The organism is Stappia sediminis (assembly GCF_009826895.1).
Classification (GTDB): Bacteria; Pseudomonadota; Alphaproteobacteria; order Rhizobiales; family Stappiaceae; genus Hongsoonwoonella; species Hongsoonwoonella sediminis.
On record NZ_WUMV01000010.1, the window covers coordinates 233,175 to 255,658 of the forward strand.

The window sequence follows — 22,484 nt, forward strand, 5'->3', positions numbered from 1 at the left end:
GGCAAATTGGCGACGAATCTTCTTCCCCGTTGCCATGTGCTTTGGTTTGTTTCACATAACGTTCAGAGCATTCTCGAGACTTCAACGGCGATTGCCTTGCCGAGTACTGCGTGAGCGTCTTCCTCGAAATGCACCCCATCCACTTTCGAAACCCGAATTACGCTCCCGGCGTCCAGGAACGCCGCGCCGTGTTCCCTCGCAACCTCTTCAAGCAATGGCGCAAATCCGCGGGATTTTGCGCTCCCGCCTTCAAAAATGCCGGCGAGACATCCACGCTCCTCGATCGGCGGAGGCGCTATCAGAAAAAGCTTGGGAACGCCCGAATCCGGCCCGGATTCCGAGGTTTTTACAATACGCAGCAGTCGATCCACCGATCGGGCGACATCCGCCGCGGTTACGGAATAACGCGCCTTGAAGTCGTTCGTGCCGAGCATGATCAGGAGAAGGCCGATCGGGCGATGGGTCTCGAGCGCGACCTGCAGCGCCGGAAGGCCGTTTTTATGAACTCCCTCGATCGGGTCATCATGAACCGTGGTGCGTCCGGGATGGCCCTCCTCGATCAGAGTGACACTATCCGGCAGCGCCGCACGAAGATGCCCGGTCCAGCGCACATCGGCAGCATATCTGCCCCGTTCCCCGAAGCGAACCATGGGCCTGGTTCCATGGGTGTTGGAATCACCGAAGCAAACGACCGTTTTCGGATCTGCCGACATGCTCACCCGATCCTCGCGGAAGTCGCCCGGTCGAACAGATGAATGGCATCCGGCGCTGCCATGAAATGCAACGGCTGCCCTGGCCGAAGCTGATGACGTTCCCTGAATACCGCAACGATTTCACCGCCGCCCGTCTCCACAACCACATGCGTTTCCGCACCGGTCGGTTCCACAACGGAGACCTTGCCTTCAAGGCCGCTGTCTGCCAGCGAAAGCTTTTCGGGCCGAATTCCGACCGTCACCTGGCGCCCTTCCTCGACACCTTCGCCCGCGGTTATCGGCAAGCTTGTTCCATTGACATCCGCCGTCCAGCCGTCGCCGTTTCGCCGCAGCACACCGTCGAGCATGTTCATTGATGGCGAACCGATGAAGCTGGCGACGAATGTATTGGCGGGCCTGTCGTATAGCTCCAGCGGCGAACCGATCTGCTCGATATGGCCGTTTTGCATGACGACGATCTTGTCGGCCATCGTCATCGCCTCGATCTGGTCATGCGTGACATAGACTGTTGTCGTTTTAAGCCTCTGGTGAAGCTCGCGAATCTCGGTACGCATCTGAACGCGCAATTTCGCGTCAAGGTTGGACAACGGCTCATCGAAGAGAAACACTTGAGGATCGCGCACGATCGCGCGGCCCATGGCCACGCGTTGCCTCTGCCCTCCGGACAAAGCGCGCGGGTAGCGGTCCAGATAGGGGGTCAGGCCCAGGATCTCCGCAGCGCGGCCGACCCTCGCCTTGATTTCGGATTTCTCCATGCCGCGCATACGCAGCGCAAACGCCATGTTCGAAGCAACGGTCTTGTGCGGATAGAGCGCGTAATTTTGAAAGACCATCGCAATGTCGCGCTGGGAGGGCGGCAGATTGTTGACCACCCTTTCGCCGATCGCGATCGTGCCGGAAGAAATCGCCTCAAGACCCGCGATCATCCTCAAGAGCGTGGATTTCCCGCAACCGGACGGTCCGACGAGGACGACGAACTCACCGTCCTCGATATCAACACCGACACCGTGAAGCACTTCGACCGCGCCATAGGATTTGCGCACATCGCGAATTGTGACTTCGGCCATATATCCCCCGAGCCCGATTTTTCACAGCACGATAAGCCGAGCGGATCGTGGCTGTCCATTCTCTCGACATGCTAACATGTTAGAAGCTTGACAGGTCCCTACATCGTTGTGACACTTTTGCAATCGGTCAGGCTTGGTCGCGCAATACCCGACCGGTCAGGGGCGACACGGCAGCGGATACCCATAAAAATCCAGAGTTTACCGTCCGCCGCCACCCGCCAAAGTCGCCCGACCGCCTGCCAAAGGGAGGAACATTCATGAAGGTCGATTTGTATAACCAACTGATGCGCGCGGGGCGGCTCGGCCGGCGCGACGTGCTTAAAGGAATGGCCAGTACCGGCGCGCTTGCCGCGTTTTCCGGTGTGGCGACCGGCATCAGCGCACGTCCCGCGTGGGCTGCGGACAATGCCAGCCTGCGCGCGCAGATTCTGAAGATTCCGGGCGTCGGCGCCGGCTCTCCCACGGATGCCGATTGGCAGAAAGTCGGCGAGCTATGTCTCGGACCCGTCAAGGAAGTCGTTCAGGAAGGGGAATTCGCCGGTGTCGAACTCACCTTCATGGGACTCAACAACCAGAATCTCCACAACTTTTTGTTCCGCGGCTTCCTGAAGCCGTGGGAAGCCTATACCGGCGCCAAGATCAACTGGATCGACCTCGCGCAAGCCGACTATAACGCCCGCCTGCAGCAGTCCATCGCCACGCAAACGGTGGACTTCGACATCATCGAGATGGGCGCCCCCTTCGAAGGCGACGTGACCGGCCGCGGCCTTGCCTCCGTCATGCCCGACTGGGTGAAAAGCATCATCGATATGGACGATTACGTCGGCTATCTGAAAGCCCCCGTGGGCACATGGGACGGCAAGACCTACCGCGTATCGATCGATGGCGACTGCCACACCTTCGCCTACCGGACCGACTATTACGACAACGAGGAATTCGCCAAGGCCTGGGCCGAGGAAGGCGACGGCACGCCCTGGGCGCCGCCGACGACATGGCAACAGGTGCAAAAGCACACCAAGTTCCTGGCCGGCAAGAAAGACCCGCTCACAGGCCTTGATGCCCATGGCTATCTGGACCCGCTGAAGGGATGGGGCGGCTTCGGCTTCTATTTCCTGGAATCGCGGGCAACCGCTTACGCGAAGCACCCCGACGATCCGGCGTGGCTTTTCGATCCCGAGGACATGAAGCCGCGGGTAAACAACGCCGCATTCGTGCGCGCCATTCAGGACGTGATGGATGTCATGTCCACGCAGCCGCCGGATCAGATAAACGCCGATCCCGGCACGACCGCCTTCCAGCAGTTTCTTGCCGGCACCGGTTCGATGATCAGTTGGTGGGGCGACGTCGGTTCGAACGCCCGCACGTCCGATTCCTCGGTCGTGGGCGATGTGGTCGGCTTCCGTCATCTGCCCGGTTCGGACGATGTCTGGAACCACAAGAAGGGCGAATGGGAAACGCTGGCGAGCGGGCCCAACGAAGCGCCGAACATGGCCTACATCGGCTGGGGCGTCTACGTAATGGCACGCGTGGATTCGGACTCCAAGAAGCAGAAAGCCGCCTGGTCGGCTGCGGCTCATCTGGGTGGTAAGGACCTGTCGCTTTGGACATCCGCCTACCCGTCCGGCTTCCAGCCCTACCGCAATTCGCACTTCAACTATGGCGAATGGGAAGAAGCAGGCTACGACCGCGCCTTCGTGGAGGACTACCTCGGATCGAACGCCGACAGCTACAATCACCCCAATGCGGCGATCGAACCGCGCATTCCCGGCATCTTCCAGTACTATTCCGTCGCGGAAGACGAACTCGCGAAGGGCTTTGCCGGTCAATACGCCTCGGCTCAGGAAACGGCGGATGCGATCGCCAAGGCCTGGGAAGAGATCACCGAACAGATCGGCCGCGAGCGTCAGGTCGAACTCTACAAGGCCTCTCTCGGGCTTTGACGACAGTTGGAGCCGGCGGCCATCTGCCGGCTCCTTTTTATCTCGATCCCGATTACCCTTCCAAACCGGCAAATTGCATTGTTTGATTGCTGGCGAGCCGGCCAAAAGCGCCGACGCGGCAAGAGGACCCGATCCATTGAATTCACCACGAGCGCATTTGGCATGAACGCATGAGCAAGGACGGCGATCTTCTCCACGTCGTGACATTCGACGACATGACGCCGATGCGATTGCGCTTCGGAAAACTGCTGATCTGGGGCTCGGCGGCGGTCATGGCGCTGACCTTCGCGGCATTGGCTCTCGCCGAGGGCGGATATATCGCGCTGGAATTCGCGAACTGGCGGCCCGCGCTCTATGGATTCCTCTTCTGGAGCGTATGCCTGTGCGCCGCCCAGGTGGTGCTTTACGGCGAACAGGGAAAACGCACCCTCTTCGTGCTTCCAGCCGCGCTCTTCGTCGTGGCGATGGTCGTATTCCCACTCGTTTTCGCGCTCGGCATAGCCTTTTCCGACTGGAACCTCTCCTCGCCGACCGGGCGCCAATTCAACGGCTTCGATAACGTGCGCCAGATGTGGAACGACCCGTTCTACTGGAACGCTTTGAAAAACATGGCGTATTACACGCTGGCGATCCTCGCGGAATACGCCGTGGCCTTCGGCCTTGCGCTGCTGCTTGCCTCCGATATCAAGGCACGAAAGTTCTTCCGGGTCGCCTTCCTGATGCCGCTGATGCTCTCGCCCGTCGCCGTCAGCTGGATGGTCGGAAAATCCATGATGGAGATCCGCTTCGGCCCTCTGGCCCGGCTCGCCCGCTGGCTCGGCTGGGAGCGGCCATCGTTCTTCGGCGATCCCGAGGTCGCCCGAGCCATGATCATGATGATGGATGCATGGACGTTCATCCCCTTCATGATGATCATGATCCTGGCAGGACTTCAGGCGATCCCGCGCGAATTGCAGGAGGCGGCGCGCGTGGATGGCGCAAGCGCGTGGCGAGGCTTCTGGGAAATCACCTTCCCGCTCATGCTGCCGGTTTCGATCACGGCGATCCTGATCCGCATTATCTTCAAGCTGAAGCTTGCCGACATCATCATCAACGTCACATCGGGCGGCCCGGGGGGCGCGACCGACAGCGTGACGAGCTTCATCTTCCGGGAATACCGCGACCGCTCGAATGTCGGCTACGGAACGCTACTTGCCATCGTTTATCTCGTGCTGATCGTCGTCGCGATCACCGTCTTCATGAAACTCGTCGACCGCTGGATGAACCCGAGATACTGAGATGCCCGACAAGCAGATATTCCACGATGGCGAATCCGACCTGCTACAAAAAACGCGCTGGTTTTCCGGACGTGTCGCGGTCTACGGCATCCTGATTTTCTGGACCGTCGTGTGCCTGTTTCCGATCTACTGGACGATAACGACATCTTTCAAGATGGCGCCGAACGTCATGCAGGGACATCTGGTGCCGTTGGTCGATTTCGCGCCGAAATGGCTCGGGTGGAAATCGCTTGGCCTTTCGCCGGATACGATCTGGGCGGAATCGACCGTACGTGAGGAATTCCTCAAACGCTTCACGAATTCCACGATTTCGGCACTGGCCTCCTCGACGCTTGCAGTGATCCTCGGCAGCATGGCGGCCTATGGCCTGAGCCGGTTTCGCTACCGCTTCGGCTTCATGAGGAATCCGGATATCTCCTTCTTCTTCCTAAGCCAGCTTATCCTGCCGCCGGTCGTTCTCGCCCTCCCGTTCCTTGTGCTCTACAAGCAGCTTGACCTTCTGGATACGAGCGTCGGGCTCGTCATGCTCTATACGCTGACTGTGCTGCCCATCGTCATCTGGATCATGCGGGACCAGTTTTCCTCAATTCCGGTTGAGCTTGAGGAAGCCGCTCTCGTGGACGGGCTTTCGATCTGGGGAGCTTTTCTCACGATCGTGCTGCCAATCGCGCTTCCGGGAATGGTCGCGGCCTTCATCCTCTGCCTTGTCCTGACCTGGAACGAATATTTCTTCGCCGCTCTTCTGACATCGACGGACGCCAAGACCCTGCCGGTCATGGTCGCCAGCCAGACGGGCAGCCAGGGCATCAACTGGTGGGCGATGGCAGCGCTGAGCACGGCGGCGATCCTGCCGCTGATCATCATCGGCATCGTGCTTGAGCGCTACATCATCAAGGGCATGGCCGCCGGCGCGGTGAAATAGAATAAATCCTCGAATTCGGTTCAGGGCGCAGCTTCAAAGCAGCGCCGCGACCCGTAATGACAGCTACTCACCGTCTTCGCTCAAGGCAGCGGCGATGTGTTTCGTGCTTTCGTAAAGCTCCCGAAACAGCCGGTATTGGCGGGCATAGACGGCATTCTCTTCCGCCTCGATCGTGGACTTTGGCGGGTTCCAGCGCTGGATGTCCCCCGGTTTCGCTGCTCCGACCGCGATCGCCGCGAGAAAGGCGTCGCCGTAGGCAGCGCCCACGGTCTTTTCGCATACGATCTGGTCAAGCCCGCCAATGTCCGATGTCGCCTGCAGCCAGACGTCGTTCTTCGTGCCGCCGCCGACAGCCAAAATGCGAGCCGGCGCCTGACCGGCCTCGCGGTAGGTCTCGATCACATGTCCGGTGCTGTAGGCAATGCCTTCCAGCAGCGCGCGATAAAGATCGCCACGCCCATGCGTGAGGTTGAGCCCGAAAAACGCGCCTTTCGCCCGAGGGTCATGTATCGGCGTCCGTTCGCCGGAGAAATATGGCAGCAGGATCAGCCCTTTAGCGCCCTTGGGCGAGCTTCTCGCCTCCTCCGCAAGCGTGGCGAAGGCAGCCTCTTTCGATAATTCGGTGGCGAATTCGTCCCTGAACCAATGGGTCAAGGTTCCGCTTGTCGCAAGCCCAGCCATGGAGGCGTGAGTGCCGGGGAACAGCCACGGCGCATACCACAGGCGGCTATCCTGCACGCGATTATCCGTAACCAGAATGATGAACACGGTGGAGCCGTACATCATCATCATGTCGCCCGCTTCGCGCACACCGACGCTGACCGCCTCCGCCGCAGCATCGATCGTGCCGGCGGTGACGGGCGTACCCTCCGCCAGGCCGGTTTCGGCGGCAGCTTGAGCAGATATGCACCCCGCGATCTCCGTCGACCACATCAGTTTCGGAAGGCGTGAGGCATCGGCGATGCCTTCGGATAAGTCGGCTGCCCAGTCCTGCACACTGACATCGTAAAGCGGAGAAAAATTCGCTGCCGTATAGTGGTCGATGACGTATTCGCCCGTGAGGCGGAAAACAACATAGCTCGTAGACGTCAGGAATTTAGCGGCTTTTTCATAAACCTCCGGTCGGTTCCGCTTCAGCCAGAGGATTTTCGGGCCGACGGACTGCGAAGTCAGCGCATTGCCGCACCGCTTGAGGATGGTGTCTGCGCCGAACCTTTCATCAAGCTCGACAATTTCCTTTTCCGCTCTCGTATCGACGCCGTAGAGAACGCCGTTCATCAACGGCGTGCCGGTATCGTCGACGGGCAGCATGCACGGACCGATTGCGCTGGTCGCGACACAATGGATTTCCGATGGGTCCACGCCCGAGGTTTCCAAAAGCTCTCGGCTGATGACCTTGAAATCATGCCACCAGTCCTCATCCGCCCTGTGTTCCGCCCAGCCCGGTTGGGGAACGATCATTTTATGCGGCGAGGAAGCGCTGGCGACGATATCGCCCGCCTCATCAACGATAACGCCTTTGGATTCAAAAGTTCCGATATCAATTCCGAGCGTATAGCTCATTACCCCTCCCCGTCGCGCCCGAGTTCGAAGTCCTCGTCGATGCTTGCGAGCGCGGAAATCAGCAGCCTGGAAAGTCGTTCGAGATCGCCGAGATCGCAGACCTCAAGGCTTGAATGTGAGTAGCGCATCGGAAAGCCGACATCGACCGAAAGAACCCCTTCGCCGATCAATTGAACGTAGGAAAGGTCGGTCAGCACGCCCACCTGCGCGCTGCGCTGTAGAGGCATTCCTTCGGCCGCCGCCGTTTCCTCCAGCAGGCGAACCACGGAAGGGTGTGGGATGACGCCGTTGAGCGTGCCGCGCCCGTGAAACGAATAAAGGCTCATGCCCGGCCCGCCGCCGAGGCGCATATCACTCCGGTCCGCCATTTCAGGCGTGTCGGTCGCGAGCATCAGGTCGATCTGGATCGCGATATCGGGCTTGAGGGCTTGCGCCGCAACGACGGCGCCGCGGAGATTAAACTCTTCCTGAACGGAGAAAACGAGATGAACCGTCGGCCCGGTCTCGCGCACTTGCAATGCGCTTGCGATTTCCATCAGCACCGCGCAGCCCGCACGATCGTCGATGCTTGTGCCTGCTATCCGGTCACCGGCCAAGTCGACGACATTCGGCATGTAGACCACCGGCGTGCCGATGGAGATTCCGGCTTCTTCAACCTCTTCCTTAGAGGAGTGGCCCGTGTCGATCCGCAGGTCCGCCGCTTTCAGGACCGTGTACTTTTCCTCCGGCAACGTCGCGTGATGGCTCTTGTTGTAGATCACCCCCGCTACATCTCGACCGTCCCGCCCGCAAAGCAGAACCGCCTGGGAGGCCAGCGCACGCTCCGGCACACCGCCCAACCGCTCAACGCGGATCAGACCGTCGTCTTCGATCTTGCGAACGATGAAGCCAAGCTGATCCATATGCGCAAAGACCATGACGGAGGGCAACGAGGGATCACCGTCGAAAGTGGCGAAAAGATTGCCGGCGCGATCCGATCGGCACCCAATGCCATCCGCGTCAAGGCGTTCGGCAATCCACCTGCGCACACGATCCTCATGCCCGCTCAGGCCCGGGATCATCATGAGTTCGGTCAAATTGGAGCGGAGCCGGTCCTTCATCAGCCTTCACCCCGCGCCGCCCTGGCGCGCTGCATGAAGTCAGCCGCACGCTCGGGATCGACCGGCTTCCATGTGTCGCCATCGACCTTTAGCGCGGAACCTACGATGCAACCGTCCGCCACCCTCAGCACATCCGCGATCGTTTCATGCTTCACTCCGGTATTCGCCAGGACGGGCGTATCCGGGAGAACCGATTTCACCGCTTCGAGATCCGATAGTGCCGCGGCTTCGCCCGTTATCTGGCCGGAAACGAGCACAGCATCCGGTATGCTCGAAAAGACGGCGCTCCTTGCGCGGTCCGGCAGGGACCGCCGGTCGAGGCTGTCCGCGAACTCGGCGGAAACGTTATAGAGCATGGCGAGATCGTCGCATCCCAGCCTGTCACGATAGCGCATGGCCGCGCCCGCATCCGGTTTCCAGATGCCCATGTCCGACGCATAGGTGCCAGTGAAGATTTCGCGCACGAACCGTGCCCCGGTGGCTGCGGCAAGCGCAACTGTGCTCATCGGGTCCCAAAGCACGTTCGCGCCGAAGGGCACCGTGATTTCATCGCGCAGTCGCCCGATCACATATGCCATCGTCGCCGTAGACGCGGTGTCGACCTGAAATTCATAGGGGCGATCGTTTTCGTTGCCGAACATTACAGCATCGAAACCGGCTGCCTGCAGGGCCAGAAGATCGGCGCGTGCTGCTTCCACCAACCCCTCAAGGCCCGTTTCCCGATCGTGGAGCGGAGAACCCGGCAGTGCACCGAGGTGCACCATCGCGATCACCGGTTTCTTTTGTCCAAATGCTTTTTGAAACCGGTTCATGCCGCATATCTCCCCGCTCGAATTTTCACAAGACACCGATGCTGAACCCATTGGTTCCCAATAATAATCATACTAACATGTTAGAAAACAGGGAGAGTTTGATGAGCCTTGCGACACGCCACTTTGACAGGATCGGCAACGGCGGATTGACCTTTACCGAACTGGGCTTCGGCACCGCGCCACTTGGCAACCTTTATCGCGCGATCAGCGATGATGAGGCGCATGCCACCCTTTCGCTGGCGTGGGAGTCGGGCGTGCGCTACTTCGACACCGCCCCGCTTTACGGCCTTGGCCTTTCCGAAACGCGGCTGAACCGTTTTCTTCGCGGCAGACCGCGCGATGAGTATGTTCTTTCGACGAAGGTCGGACGGCTTTTGAGCCCGGCGACACCTGAAACCCGGGACGGTATCGGAAAATGGTTCGACGTACCGAACCGCAAGGAAATCTACGACTACACCTATGACGGCGTTATGCGGTCACTGGAGTTTTCGCTGGAACGTCTGGGGGTCGACCGGGTCGACATCCTCTACGCCCACGATCTCGACGTCTTCAACCACAAGACGCAAAGCGCACTCGATGAGAAACTGAACGAGCTAATATCCGGTGGCTACAAGGCAATGCTTTCACTGAGGGATCAGGGCGTCATCCGTGCCTTCGGAGCCGGTGTAAACGAATGGCAATCGTGCCAGTGGATGGCCGAGCGCGGAGACTTCGACCTGTTCCTGCTCGCTGGCCGCTACACCCTTCTGGAACAGGAAGCTCTCGACAGCTTCCTTCCGCTCTGCACGGAACGCGGCATCGGCATTGTGATCGGCGGCGCGTACAACTCCGGCATCCTGGCGACCGGGCCACGCGAGGGCGCCTATTACAACTACGACCCTGCCCCACCAGAAATCCTGGATCGTGTCGGCAAGATACAGACCGTATGCGGGCGCAATGGCGTGCGCCTGCTGGACGCAGCCTTCCAGTTTCCGCTGCACCATCCGGCGGTCGTTTCCGTTATTCCCGGCGGTCAGGGCGTCGATGAAGTGCGCTCCAATCTCGCAGCGAGCAAGGCCGATATTCCGGCAACCCTTTGGGCCGATCTGAAGAGCGAAGGCCTCCTGAGGCAGGATGCCCCAACAGATTGAGGAGCAAGACGTGGCTCAGGTTGACGCACACCAGCACTACTGGAACCCGGCACGCGGCGACTACGGCTGGATGCCAAAGGACGACAAGATCCTGACCCGCATCTATATGCCCGCCGACCTTTCACCGGAGCTTGAAGCGCACGGAATTGACGCGACCGTGCTTGTGCAGGCCGCCCCCACGGTCGAAGAAACCGAATATTTGCTCGGCATTGCCGATGCGACGCCGCATGTCGCCGGGGTTGTCGGCTGGGTGGACTTCGAGCGCCCGCAAGATCGCAAGCAACTGGAGCGCCTGGCAAAACATCCGAAATTTTGCGGCGTTCGCCCAATGATCCAGGACATTCCTGACAAGGACTGGATGTTGCGCGCCGACGTGCAATGGGGTTTCGAAGCCCTGAGCGAACTGGATTTGACTTTCGATGCGCTCGGATTTCCGATCCACCTGGAAAATTTTCTTACGATCCTGAAGCGTTATCCCGATACGCGCACGGTCATCGATCACTGCATGAAGCCGGAAATACGCGACCATTCGCCGGAGCGCTTTCAGCACTGGGCAAACGGTATGTCACGACTTGCAAAGGAGACGAATGCCTTCTGCAAGCTGTCCGGGCTCGTAACCGAAGCTTCCGAAGCCTGGGCGACGGAGGACCTGAAACCCTACGCGGAACATGTGCTTTCGGAATTCGGCGCCGAGCGCGTGATGTGGGGGTCGGACTGGCCGGTTTGCCGGCTTCGGGCCCAATACTCCAATTGGAGAATGGTCGCGGAAGACCTGACGGCTCACCTTTCGACCAAGGAAAGGAAGAGAATTTTCGGAGAAACCGCCACGGAATTCTACCGGTTAGGAATTTGATTTTTTCGGCTCGAAAAGGTCGGGATGTTCCTTCTCCAGCGGCGCAAGGAACGTCATGAGCTGGCGTAGATGGTCGCGCATTTCCTTGCGTGCAAGTTCCGGGTTCCGTTTTTCCAAGGCCTTCAAGATCGCCCGATGTTCGTCGAGCGTGGCGGCCACCCGCCCAGGTACGGGAAGGACAAGTCGGCGAGCACGATTGACATGCACCCACGCACTTTCGGCAACCTGGATAAGCTTCCGGTAGCCGGTAAACGACAGGATCAATTCGTGGAATTCTCGGTCAAGCTTATAGAAGCCGGCATAGTCCCCGTCTTCGATCAACGCCTCCTGGACACGAATGTTCCGTCGCAAGCGCACAAGTTGCTCATCCGTGATTGCCGGTGCAAGCGTTTCCATCGCGGCAAGTTCTATCGCCTCGCGCAGAAAGGCGCCTTCGCGGATTTCATCCATTGAAAAACGCGCAACGAAAGTACCTGCTTGCGGCACGACTTCGACAAGGCCTTCCGCCGCGAGGCGAGCGATCGCCTCAGCCGCAGGCGATCTTGAAATTCCAAGCGTTTCGCAGATTTCCGCCTTCCGCAGAGGTTCGCCGGGCCGGCATCTGAGATCGAGGATCGCCTCACGCAAGGACAAATATGTACGGGCCGCCAGCGAACCGCTGAATGCGTCAAGCGAGCGAAATCTTCCGCTTTCCGGATCTCGTTCCTTAAGATGGTCGCTTTGGCCTTGCAACATGCTAACATGTTAGCTTTAGGTAAGGTTGTGTCAACCACTGCCGCCGGAAGTACAAAAGGACCATGGTCATGGCAAGCGCAGGACGTCAGGTCATTCGCCTGAATCCCTCAGACAGCGTTGCGGTAGCTCTCGCGAATCTCGCTGCAGGAATAAATCTCGACGACATCCAGGTCGCCACGCGCGACGAAATCGGAAGGGGCCATAAGGTCGCCATCGCCGATATCGCGAAAGGCAGCCCGGTACTGCGTTACGGACAGATAATCGGATATGCCAAAGAAGACATTCCCGCGGGCTCTCATGTCCACTCCCATAATCTGGGCATGGGCGAACACAGCCGCGACTATGGTCATGCAAGCGAATCCATCCCCCTTCCCGCGATCGAGGAAGAAAGGTTTTTCGACGGATATCACCGTGCGGATGGCAAGGTCGGAACAAGAAACTATCTGGGCGTCCTGACTTCCGTGAACTGCTCGGGAAGTGTCGCACGCTTTATCGCCGAAGCTGCGGAGCGAAGCGGACTTTGCGATGAGTTCGCCAACATCGACGGCGTCGTGCCGATAACCCACCAGACCGGCTGCGGCATGTCCTCCAAGGACGAGGGATACCGCACGCTTTTCCGGACACTGTCCGGCTTCGCGGCCCATCCGAATTTCGCAGGCATTCTGCTGATCGGCCTCGGTTGCGAAGTCATGCAGATACCCGACCTCATCGGCGAGCGCAGGATGCGGGAGGACGGCAACTTCCGCTACATGACAATCCAGCAGTCCGGCGGCACGCGCAAGACGATCGAACAAGGGCTGGAAGCGCTCAGGGATATGGCGAAATCCGCCGATAAGGCTACGCGCGCTCCAGCGCCTATCAGCCACCTGACGATCGGTCTTCAGTGCGGCGGTTCGGACGGTTACTCCGGCATTACGGCCAATCCGGCACTCGGCCATGCCTCGGACCTTCTCGTGCGCCATGGCGGCACGACGATCCTCTCCGAAACGCCTGAGATCTATGGCGCCGAGCATCTGCTGACGCGCCGTGCCGTGAGTCGGGAAGTGGGAGAGAAACTGATCGAGCGCATCCGCTGGTGGGAGGATTATACCGCCCGCAACGGCGGCGAGATGGACAACAACCCCTCACCCGGCAACAAACGCGGTGGGCTTACCACGATCCTGGAAAAGTCCCTCGGCGCTGTCGCCAAGGGCGGTACAGCCCCGCTGACGGACGTTCTAAAGTTCGCCGAACCGGTCACGCAGCGCGGATTTCTCTATATGGACAGCCCTGGCTACGACCCCTGCTCCGTAACGGGCCAGATCGCATCAGGCTCGACGCTGGTCGCCTTCACGACAGGCCGCGGCTCGGTTTCCGGTTACAAGCCGACACCCTGCATCAAGCTCGCCACCAATACGGAAATGTATGGCCGCATGCAGGAGGACATGGACATCAACTGCGGCGATATCGTCTCCGGCGACGTGAGCGTGGAGGAGAAGGGCCGGGAAATTTTCGAGCATTTCATCCGTATCGCCTCCGGCGAAAAGACCAAGAGCGAAGCGCTCGGCTTCGGCGGGGTCGAGTTCGTGCCCTGGCAGATCGGCGCGGTAATGTGAATTGGTGGGAGGAAACATGCTTCTTCAGGGAAAAAAGGCATTCATCACCGCCGCAGGCGCAGGCATAGGCTTGGCCACGGCAAAGGCATTCGCGGCGGAAGGCGCCGAGGTCATCGCCACCGATATAAACGAAACCGCGTTGGGAGAGATCGAAGGCGAAAGGATCACGCCCAAGCGCCTGGACGTTATGGACAAGGCCGCCGTAAAGGCGATGGCAGAGGAAGTTGGAGCCGTCGATATCCTCTTCAACTGCGCGGGTTTCGTCCATAACGGCACGATCCTCGACTGCGAGGAAGATGACTTCGATTTCAGCTTCAACCTGAACGTCAAAGCGACATACAACGTTACGCGCGCGTTCCTTCCCGCAATGCTCGACGCGGGCGGCGGGTCGATCGTCTTCATGTCGTCCGCTGCGTCATCCATCATTGCCGCGCCGAACCGCTTCGTTTACGGCGCAACGAAAGCGGCTGTGATCGGCATGATGAAATCCATCGCCGCCGATTTCATTACGAAGGGAATACGAGCCAACGCAATCTGCCCTGCCACAGTGGAAAGCCCGTCACTTCGGGAGCGGATGAAGGCCATGGGAGATTACGAGACCGCACGCGCGGCCTTCATCGCGCGTCAGCCGATGGGGCGCATCGGCGAACCGGAGGAAATCGCCGATCTGGCCGTGTTCCTTGCAAGCGACAGGAGCAGCTTCATCACCGGACAGGCGATCGCGATCGACGGCGGCTGGACGAACGTCTGACACGCCGGCAACGCCGCAAAAGCCTGTGGGCCTCTATTGCTCCTTCACCGCTTTTTCGTACCAGGCGACGATCAGATCGCGCTCCTCATCGGTGATGAAGCTGACGTTCGCGGGCGGCATGGCGTTGCTGCGGCCAGCCTGAATGTAGATTTCGCGGGCGTGCTTCGCGACCTCGGCATCGGTCTCCAGCTTCACACCCTTGGGCGCAGTTCGGATGCCTTCCCAATACGGCTCGTCAGCGTGACACATGGAGCAGCGGCCAAGCACGGTGTCGCGCACCTCTTCGAAATGCTCGGCACTCGCGAACTGCTGTTCGTGGACGGTGAGCTCGGCTTCATCGACGGCGTCCGAACCCGCACGCGGCATCGTCGACAGCCAGATTATGGCAATGAAGATGACGGCCGCCGCCGGCCATGTCCAAACCGGATTGCCCGTCCCGGAGTGGCGTGAGTTGAAGTAGTGGCGGATGAGTGCGCCCATCGGAAACACCAGCGACGCGATAACCCAATTGAACTCCGTGCCGAATGCCAGCGGGTAGTGGTTCGACAGCATGAGGAAGAGAACCGGCAATGTAAGGTAGTTGTTGTGCGTGGAACGCTGCTTGGCCTGGGCGCCCAGGGCCGGATCGGGCGTTTCACCGGCTTTCAACGCGGCAACGACCTTCTTCTGGTTCGGAATGATGATGAGGAAGACGTTCGCCGACATGATCGTTGCAGTGAACGCGCCGAGGTGCAGCAAGGCCGCCCTGCCCGTAAACACCTGCGTATAGCCCCATGCCATGGCGACGAGCACGACCATGAGAAGCAGCATCAGCTTCGCGTTGTCCTTGCCCAGTGGCGACTTGCACAGAAGATCGTAGAAGACCCAGCCTATACCGATGGAAGCGAGCGAAATCAGGATGCCGGTCGTCGCCGAAATGTCGAGAACGTTGGGATCGACGAGATAGAGTTCCGCGCCTGCGTAATAGACGATGCAGAGCATCGCGAAGCCGGAAAGCCAGGTCGCGTAGGATTCCCATTTGAACCAGGTCAGATGCTCGGGAAGCCTTTCGGGTGCGACCAGATATTTCTGGATGTGGTAGAAGCCACCGCCATGAACCTGCCATTCCTCGCCATACGCACCGGCCGGCAGATCCGGGCTTTTGCGCAGGCCGAGATCGAGCGCGATGAAATAAAACGACGATCCGATCCAGGCAATGCCGGTGATCACGTGCAGCCAACGCACCGCAAACGACAGCCAGTCCCACCAGATTGCAAAGTCAAACATGGCTTTCCCCTCATCTTTCTTCCTTCTGCTCTTTGCAAATTTGCCGCGCATTAGGAAGCGGTTTAAATTCCAAGCACTTTCAAATTTTTCCGAATAATGAGCCGTCCGACATGGCATATGTGAGCAATCTCAAGACGTTCGTCAGGGTCTACGAACTGGGAAGCATGTCGGCAGCGGGGCGAGACCTGCGCGTTTCTGCTGCGGTTGCGAGCAGCAGGATATCCGAGTTGGAAAAACATCTCGGCGTGCGCCTCTTTCACCGCACGACGCGCAGCCTGCGCCCGACCCAGCAAGGCGAGGTCTTCTACAAGGGTGCGACGCGGATTCTGGAGACGATCGACCAGGTGGAAAGCCAGATCGCGGAAATCACCTCAAGTCCGAAGGGAACGCTCTTCGTCGCAGCACCTCTCGGGCTTGGAAAGAAGCTCATCACCCCGCTGATCCCTGAATTCAAGGAAATGTACCCGGACATAAATGTGCGGCTGCGCCTTTCCGACAGGAAGATCGATGTCGCGAACGAAGGGCTGGACCTCGCCTTCGTCACCGGCGATCTGACGGATTCAGAACTGCGGGTACGCCACATCTGCGACTTCGAGCGCGTACTATGCGCATCGCCCTCCTATATCGCCGAACATGGAATGCCCCGAAGCGGCGACGATCTGATGGCCCAGGCTCACAAATGCCTGCTGTTGCGCTATCCGGGAGCCGCGGAATTCTTCTGGGTGCTCAAGGAAGGCGGAAAGCTGAAAAGATACGACGTATCGGGCTCCCTGGAATCGGATGACGGAGACGTCCTGACATCATGGGCGCTCGCCGGCTGCGGTATCGTCAACAAACCGCTTTTCGAAGTGGCGGCGCTCATCGAAGCGGGAGACCTCATGAAAGTCGCCGCGGACACGCCGCCCACGCCACTGCCGTTTTCATGCGTCTATCCGCACAAACGCCTGCAGGATCCTAAAGCCCGGCTCTTTATCGAACACATCGTGGAAGGCTGCCGCACAGCGATCGAGCTAGGCTCCTGACTACCGTCAGCTTCCGCGATAGGTCGAGTACCCGAAGGGCGATGCCAGCAGCGGCACATGATAATGTTCGCCTGCATCGTCGATCCCGAACCGTACCGGAACCACATCCAGAAAGGGCGTAGCGCTCTCAAGTCCGCGCGCCTTGAAGTAGTCTCCGATATGAAAATCGATTTCATAGACGCCCGCGCGAAGACTGCCTTTGCCGATCACCGGCTGATCGGTTCTGCCATCGTGATTCGTACTGATATCCACCAACTCTTCCCGACGGTCACCTTCTATGCGATAGGCCACGATCCTGACGTTGGCGGCAGGACAGCCATTCGCTGTGTCGAGGATATGCGTCGTCACATAGCCCGCGCTGTCTGACATTTTTGGCTCCATAAGATTCACCCTCGCATTTATTCGCAAACGAAGGTCGATTGAAAATGGCAAGCTTCCTGAAGGTTCTTCAATTTCTTTTTGAAGCCGATGGTGATTATTTTGCGATATACGTGAAATCCACGCCTTAAGCGAACTCTATTGAGGGGATGTTGAGTGAACCAACGCTATCCGCGCGACCTTCACGGCTATGGTGAGAATCCGCCGAATGCCAACTGGCCGGATGGGGCGAAGATCGCCGTTCAGTTTGTGCTGAACTACGAGGAAGGCGGCGAGAACTGCATTCTCCATGGCGACGAAGCGTCCGAAGCTTTCCTGTCCGAAATCGTCGGTGCCGCGCAGTGGCCGGGCCAGCGCCACTGGAACATGGAATCGATTTACGAGTACGGCGCGCGCGCCGGCTTCTGGCGGCTGCACCGGCTATTCACCGAACAGGCAATTCCGATAACCGTTTACGGTGTCGCAACGGCGCTCGCCCGCTCTCCGGCGCAGGTGGAAGCCATGCTGGCTGCCGGCTGGGAGATCGCGTCGCACGGTCTCAAGTGGGTCGAGCACAAGGACTACGCAGTCGAGGAAGAACGCGAGACCATAAAAGAGGCAATCCGCCTGCATGAAGCCGTAACCGGCGAGCGTCCGCGAGGATGGTACACGGGCCGATGTTCGCTCAATACGGTCGATCTGGTAACGGAGGAAGGCGGCTTCGACTATATTTCGGATACCTACGCGGATGATCTGCCCTACTGGCGCCATCATGAAGGGCGCGATCAGCTCATCATCCCCTATACCCTCGACGCAAACGACATGCGCTTTGCCACCGCGCAGGGCTTCAACTCGGGCGACCAGTTCTTCTCCTATCTGAAGGACAGTTTCGACACGCTTTATGCCGAAGGCGAAGCGGGCAGCCCGAAAATGATGTCCATCGGCCTGCACTGTCGCCTTGTCGGTCGTCCCGGGCGTACAGCCGCACTGAAGCGGTTCATCGAATACGCCAAATCCCGAGGAAACGTCTGGTTTTCAAGGCGGATCGATATAGCCCGACACTGGGCGAGACATCATCCGCCAAAAGCCGCAAGCCTCGCGCCGTCTCAAATGGAGCGCGAAACTTTCGTCGAAGCCTTTGGCGGCATCTTTGAGCATTCGCCCTGGATCGCCGAGCGGGCATGGGATGGCGAGTTTGGCCCGGCTCACGATACCGCCGTCGGGCTGCATTCGGCACTTTGCATAAAGTTCCGCCTTGCCAGCGATGAAGAAAAGCTCGCGGTCTTGAGGGCACATCCCGATCTTGCGGGAAAACTGGCAGCCGCCAAACGCCTGACAGCGGAATCGACGAAGGAGCAAGCAGGCGCCGGCCTCGATGCCCTGACGGACGACGAACGCGAGCGCTTCACGATCCTGAACGAAGCCTACACGGACAAGTTCGGCTTCCCCTTCATCATCGCGGTCAAGGGGCTCGACAAGGCACAAATATTGCTAGCTTTCGAACAGCGTATCGAGAACGACCGAGATACCGAGTTCGCCACGGCTTGCCGCCAGGTGGAGCGCATCGCGCGCTTTCGCCTGAACGAAATGCTCGATTGAACAGGACCGATGTCGACGGCGAAGACGCTCTCGATGCGCAAAGGATGAGGACAGGAAAATGACCGCCAGCACCTACTACGCACCACATGGCGGGCTGCCGGGGCAAACGCAGCTACTGACCGATCGCGCGGTCTTTACCCAGGCCTATGCCGTCATCCCGAAGGGTGTGATGACGGATATCGTCACCAGCGTCCTGCCGTTCTGGGACAAGACGCGAGCCTGGATCATTTCCCGGCCTCTGTCCGGATTTGCCGAGACCTTTTCACAATACATCATGGAAGTCGCGCCCGGTGGCGGCAGCGAGAAGCCGGAACTCGACCCCACAGCGGAGGGCGTGCTCTTCGTGGTCGAAGGCGCAATGTCGCTCACGGTCGACGGGCGCACTCACGCGCTGCAAGCCGGGGGCTATGCCTTCCTGCCTCCGGCCTGCGCCTGGACCCTGAAGAATGAGGGAGCAACGCCCGTTCGCTTCCACTGGGTGAGAAAGGCCTATGAGCGAGTCGAAGGGATCGAGGTGCCTCGGGCCTTCGTTACCAACGAGCGGGAAATCGAACCGACACCGATGCCCGACACCGACGGTAAATGGGCGACCACGCGCTTCGTCGACCCTGAAGACGTGCGTCATGACATGCACGTCAACATCGTCACCTTTCAGCCGGGCGCCGTCATTCCATTTGCCGAAACGCACGTCATGGAGCACGGGCTTTACGTGCTGGAAGGCAAGGCCGTCTACCGGCTGAACCAGGATTGGGTCGAAGTGGAAGCCGGCGACTACATGTGGCTCCGCGCCTTCTGTCCGCAGGCCTGCTACGCGGGCGGCCCGGGTCCCTTCCGTTACCTTCTTTACAAGGACGTAAACAGACACGCCAAACTGGGTGGAACGCTGTCGTAAGGAGAAAACCCGACCTTTCCGGCGCACCAGGCACCGGAGTAATCACCGTAAATATCGCTCAAAAAAACAATCCAGAGGGCGATAGAGCACGTGGCATGTCACATGGAGGAGAATACCATGGCATTGGCGGATACGGGGATTGGTACCCCGGCGCAGTTGAAAGACCCGAATTACACCCCACCGATCGCCAAGGCGATCCCGCTCGGTATCCAGCACGTGCTGGCGATGTTCGTTTCCAACGTTACGCCGGCAATCATAATCGCAGGCGCCGCCGGCTTCGGCTTCGGCTCGAACTCTCCGGATTTTCCTTCGCTGATCTACATGATCCAGATGTCGATGCTCTTCGCCGGCATCGCCACGCTTTTCCAGACCATCGGCTTCGGCCCCGTCGGGGCCCGGCTCCCGATCGTGCAGGGAACAAGCTTTGCCTTTCTGCCGATCATGATACCGCTGGTCGCGGGCAAGGGCGTGGAAGCGCTTCCCGCGCTCTTCGGCGGCGTCGTGCTCGGCGGCCTCTTCCATGCGTCACTCGGCACCGTGATCGGCAAGATCCGCTTCGCCCTTCCCCCGCTCGTCACCGGCCTCGTTGTGACGATGATCGGCCTGGCCCTCGTGAAGGTGGGTATCCAGTACGCGGCCGGCGGCGTTCCGGCAGTCGACAAGCCGGAATACGGCAGCCTTCTCAACTGGTCGGTCGCAGGCATCGTCATCCTGGTCACCCTCGGGCTTAAATTCTTCGCTCGTGGGATGCTTTCCGTCTCTGCCGTACTGATAGGCCTTCTTGCGGGATATGCGGTCGCCTATCTGCTTGGCATGGTGAGTTTCGCAAATGTCGAGCGCGCGGCCGTCTTCCAGGTGCCCGCACCTTTCCACTTCGGTTTCGAATTCAGCCTGGCAGCCGTCGTCGGCTTCTGTCTCATGGCGTTCGTTTCGGCAGTTGAAACCGTCGGCGACGTTTCCGGCATCACGAAGGGTGGCGCGGGGCGCGAGGCAACCGACAAGGAAATCGCCGGTGCGACCTACGCAGACGGTTTCGGCACCGCCATCGCAGGCATTTTCGGCGCCCTTCCCAATACTTCATTCAGCCAGAACGTCGGCCTGATTGCCATGACAGGCGTCATGAGCCGGCACGTGGTAACGATCGGCGCGATATTCCTTATCTTTTGTGGGCTGGTTCCGAAGGTTGGCGCGATTATCTCAACCGTTCCGATCGAGGTTCTCGGCGGCGGTGTGATCGTGATGTTCGGCATGGTCGTGGCGGCTGGCATATCCATGCTCTCCGACGTCGACTGGAACCGCCGCAACATGGTGATCTTCGCCGTGGCGCTTTCACTGGGCCTCGGCCTGCAGCTCGAACCGAAGGCGCTGCAATATCTGCCCGATACGCTGCGCATCCTGATGACGTCGGGCCTGCTGCCCGCCGCATTCATAGCCATCGTCCTCAATCTCGTCCTGCCCGAACACCTTTCGGAAGAATCGACTGAAGAGGTTTCCGGCGGTCTGGCGGGCCACGGAGCGGGGCTGAAGAACGACCCGGCAGAATGACCGGCTCAAAGAAACGCAAACAGGCCCGGGCAATCGCCCGGGCCTGTTTTTCGATACTCGACGGCGCGCCTATCCTTCGACCACACAATAGGGTTCGTCGAAGAAATATTCCTCGAGGTTGTTCCCCTCGCCGCCTCTGTCCACAACAACGAAATCCGACACCGCTTCAAGCGGCGTAAGCACGCCATGCCAAGTGTTGCGGAAGAAATTTATTCCCTGCCCCGGTGCTGTGACAAACGCTCGTGGGCGTACAGGAACAGCGCCTTCATCTTCGCAGACAATCACCAGGAAAGGCCTATCCGACAAGGGCACGAAAGCCTGACTGCCGAAAGGATGGCGCTCCACCATCCTCAGTTCATAGGGAAAGGAAACAGGTGTGCTTTCAAAGATGTTGACGAGCGCTCTCGGCTGAGGACCGGCAATCTCCACATGCGCCAGATCGTGGTAGCGCGTGCAGCGCCCGTCATTGATCTTGAAATTCTCGACCCCTTCCTTCTCGATCACATCTCCGAAGGGTGCGAATTCCGCCTTTGTCAGGCGTTCGACCTTCACCGTTCTCACCATATCCCTCCGGAATTGACCAACCGACTTATAGCGTGTTCAGAAGCACGGCACTTTCGAGAAGCCTTTGGAATTACCTAAAGCTTATCCCATCAATTCTGAAGCGAATTCGGCGAATAGGATATGCTCAGGCTATTGAACCTGGACCGAATTCTTGCACGACAGCGAACCGCTTTCGTGCAAAGAACTCCTGTACGGCGGTCAAGAATGCCGGGGTTTTTCCCGCCACTCATTTTCAATCAGGCTGAAAGCTTCGCTTACGATCTTATCAATCGGTTCGGCAATATCGAACCGCACGCAAGCCCCTTCCTTTTGAGATGGGTATTCCAGATCCCCAATCTGACTGTCGAGCAGCGCAGGCGGCATGAAATGGCCTTTGCGCGCCTGAAGGCGATTCAGAATCAATTCTCGATCACCATCAAGGTGGATGATGAAGAGAGGCCCCAGCCTCTCTCGAAGGAAATCACGATATTTCCTCTTTAACGCCGAACAGGCGATAAAAACGGGACTTTCTCCCGATCCGCAATTTTCTGACCGAACATGGAGACAAAGAGCCTCCAACCAATGCCAACGCATGTCATCGTTCAGCGGAATGCCTGCCGACATCGCCTCAATATTCTGTGCCGGATGGAACGCATCGGCTTCTACGAAAATGCCGCCAGATCTCCTGGCGACCTCCTCCGCCACCGTTGACTTTCCGACGCCACTGACACCCATGACCAGATAGATTTTGCGTGTTTCCGCCACGTCGTTCCCTCGGTCCAGAAATTAATAAATACCAGAA

21 protein-coding genes are annotated in these 22,484 nt (G+C 59.1%); 11 read left to right on the forward strand and 10 right to left on the reverse strand.

The window, feature by feature from the left end; all coding sequences use genetic code 11:
• Window positions 1-62: 62 nt before the first annotated feature.
• Both GR183_RS21230 and GR183_RS21235 read right to left on the reverse strand, forming a co-directional pair.
• Window positions 63-713 (reverse strand): SGNH/GDSL hydrolase family protein, encoded by a 651-nt coding sequence (locus GR183_RS21230; protein ID WP_160777719.1) that lies wholly within the window; start codon window positions 711-713, stop codon window positions 63-65.
• A 2-nt stretch (window positions 714-715) separates the two neighbouring features.
• Window positions 716-1,780 (reverse strand): ABC transporter ATP-binding protein, encoded by a 1,065-nt coding sequence (locus GR183_RS21235; protein ID WP_160777679.1) that lies wholly within the window; start codon window positions 1,778-1,780, stop codon window positions 716-718.
• 257 nt (window positions 1,781-2,037) lie between these two features.
• Between GR183_RS21235 and GR183_RS21240 the strand changes: the two genes are divergently transcribed.
• From GR183_RS21240 to GR183_RS21250, 3 genes are all read left to right on the forward strand, one after another.
• Complete coding sequence (locus tag GR183_RS21240; RefSeq protein WP_160777680.1) at window positions 2,038-3,720, forward strand: type 2 periplasmic-binding domain-containing protein; 1,683 nt, start codon at window positions 2,038-2,040, stop codon at window positions 3,718-3,720.
• 170 nt (window positions 3,721-3,890) lie between these two features.
• Entirely contained in the window at window positions 3,891-4,997 is a 1,107-nt protein-coding gene (locus GR183_RS21245; RefSeq protein WP_160777681.1) for a carbohydrate ABC transporter permease, read from the forward strand.
• A 1-nt stretch (window position 4,998) separates the two neighbouring features.
• On the forward strand, window positions 4,999-5,919 hold the full coding sequence (locus tag GR183_RS21250; protein ID WP_160777682.1) for a carbohydrate ABC transporter permease: 921 nt from the start codon (window positions 4,999-5,001) through the stop codon (window positions 5,917-5,919).
• 63 nt (window positions 5,920-5,982) lie between these two features.
• Here GR183_RS21250 and GR183_RS21255 read toward each other — a convergent pair whose 3' ends face one another.
• The 3 genes from GR183_RS21255 to GR183_RS21265 are packed head-to-tail and all read right to left on the reverse strand — an operon-like array spanning window position 5,983 to window position 9,394.
• A complete protein-coding gene (locus tag GR183_RS21255; RefSeq protein ID WP_160777683.1) occupies window positions 5,983-7,482 on the reverse strand; it encodes an FGGY-family carbohydrate kinase in 1,500 nt (499 codons plus the stop codon).
• Window positions 7,482-8,582, reverse strand: coding sequence for a M42 family metallopeptidase (locus GR183_RS21260; RefSeq protein ID WP_160777684.1), 1,101 nt, complete (start codon window positions 8,580-8,582; stop codon window positions 7,482-7,484). The genes GR183_RS21255 and GR183_RS21260 overlap by 1 nt, the downstream gene beginning before the upstream one ends.
• Window positions 8,582-9,394, reverse strand: a complete 813-nt coding sequence (locus GR183_RS21265) for a BtpA/SgcQ family protein (RefSeq protein WP_160777685.1) — start codon at window positions 9,392-9,394, stop codon at window positions 8,582-8,584. Before GR183_RS21265 ends, GR183_RS21260 begins: the two co-directional genes overlap by 1 nt.
• Before the next feature lie 101 nt (window positions 9,395-9,495).
• On the opposite strand from GR183_RS21265, the gene GR183_RS21270 reads away from it, so the two are divergent.
• Complete coding sequence (locus GR183_RS21270; protein ID WP_160777686.1) at window positions 9,496-10,524, forward strand: aldo/keto reductase; 1,029 nt, start codon at window positions 9,496-9,498, stop codon at window positions 10,522-10,524.
• 10 nt (window positions 10,525-10,534) lie between these two features.
• On the forward strand, window positions 10,535-11,377 hold the full coding sequence (locus tag GR183_RS21275; protein WP_312846874.1) for an amidohydrolase family protein: 843 nt from the start codon (window positions 10,535-10,537) through the stop codon (window positions 11,375-11,377).
• On the opposite strand, the gene GR183_RS21280 is transcribed toward GR183_RS21275, so the two are convergent.
• On the reverse strand, window positions 11,366-12,112 hold the full coding sequence (locus tag GR183_RS21280; RefSeq protein ID WP_160777688.1) for a GntR family transcriptional regulator: 747 nt from the start codon (window positions 12,110-12,112) through the stop codon (window positions 11,366-11,368). The two genes, GR183_RS21275 and GR183_RS21280, sit on opposite strands and share 12 nt — an antisense overlap.
• Window positions 12,113-12,174: 62 nt before the next feature.
• On the opposite strand from GR183_RS21280, the gene GR183_RS21285 reads away from it, so the two are divergent.
• Both GR183_RS21285 and GR183_RS21290 read left to right on the forward strand, forming a co-directional pair.
• Complete coding sequence (locus GR183_RS21285) at window positions 12,175-13,707, forward strand: D-arabinonate dehydratase (protein ID WP_208999950.1); 1,533 nt, start codon at window positions 12,175-12,177, stop codon at window positions 13,705-13,707.
• Between the two features lie 16 nt (window positions 13,708-13,723).
• Entirely contained in the window at window positions 13,724-14,458 is a 735-nt protein-coding gene (locus GR183_RS21290; RefSeq protein WP_160777690.1) for an SDR family oxidoreductase, read from the forward strand.
• A 33-nt stretch (window positions 14,459-14,491) separates the two neighbouring features.
• Here GR183_RS21290 and GR183_RS21295 read toward each other — a convergent pair whose 3' ends face one another.
• Window positions 14,492-15,724 (reverse strand): urate hydroxylase PuuD, encoded by a 1,233-nt coding sequence (locus GR183_RS21295; RefSeq protein ID WP_160777691.1) that lies wholly within the window; start codon window positions 15,722-15,724, stop codon window positions 14,492-14,494.
• A 110-nt stretch (window positions 15,725-15,834) separates the two neighbouring features.
• Here GR183_RS21295 and GR183_RS21300 point away from each other — a divergent pair, with 110 nt between their 5' ends.
• Complete coding sequence (locus tag GR183_RS21300) at window positions 15,835-16,746, forward strand: LysR family transcriptional regulator (RefSeq protein ID WP_160777692.1); 912 nt, start codon at window positions 15,835-15,837, stop codon at window positions 16,744-16,746.
• A gap of 6 nt (window positions 16,747-16,752) precedes the next feature.
• Here GR183_RS21300 and uraH read toward each other — a convergent pair whose 3' ends face one another.
• Entirely contained in the window at window positions 16,753-17,115 is a 363-nt protein-coding gene (gene uraH, locus GR183_RS21305) for a hydroxyisourate hydrolase (protein WP_160777693.1), read from the reverse strand.
• A gap of 165 nt (window positions 17,116-17,280) precedes the next feature.
• Between uraH and puuE the strand changes: the two genes are divergently transcribed.
• The 3 genes from puuE (at window position 17,281) to GR183_RS21320 (ending at window position 21,139) form a co-directional block, all read left to right on the forward strand.
• Window positions 17,281-18,702, forward strand: coding sequence for an allantoinase PuuE (gene puuE, locus GR183_RS21310; protein ID WP_160777694.1), 1,422 nt, complete (start codon window positions 17,281-17,283; stop codon window positions 18,700-18,702).
• Window positions 18,703-18,760: 58 nt separating this feature from the next.
• On the forward strand, window positions 18,761-19,594 hold the full coding sequence (locus tag GR183_RS21315) for a bifunctional allantoicase/(S)-ureidoglycine aminohydrolase (RefSeq protein ID WP_160777695.1): 834 nt from the start codon (window positions 18,761-18,763) through the stop codon (window positions 19,592-19,594).
• A gap of 117 nt (window positions 19,595-19,711) precedes the next feature.
• Entirely contained in the window at window positions 19,712-21,139 is a 1,428-nt protein-coding gene (locus GR183_RS21320) for a uracil-xanthine permease family protein (protein WP_208999951.1), read from the forward strand.
• Window positions 21,140-21,208: 69 nt separating this feature from the next.
• Here GR183_RS21320 and GR183_RS21325 read toward each other — a convergent pair whose 3' ends face one another.
• Both GR183_RS21325 and GR183_RS21330 read right to left on the reverse strand, forming a co-directional pair.
• Entirely contained in the window at window positions 21,209-21,700 is a 492-nt protein-coding gene (locus GR183_RS21325; protein ID WP_312846875.1) for an ureidoglycolate lyase, read from the reverse strand.
• Between the two features lie 201 nt (window positions 21,701-21,901).
• Complete coding sequence (locus tag GR183_RS21330; RefSeq protein WP_312846876.1) at window positions 21,902-22,447, reverse strand: gluconokinase; 546 nt, start codon at window positions 22,445-22,447, stop codon at window positions 21,902-21,904.
• Between the last annotated feature and the right edge of the window lie 37 nt (window positions 22,448-22,484).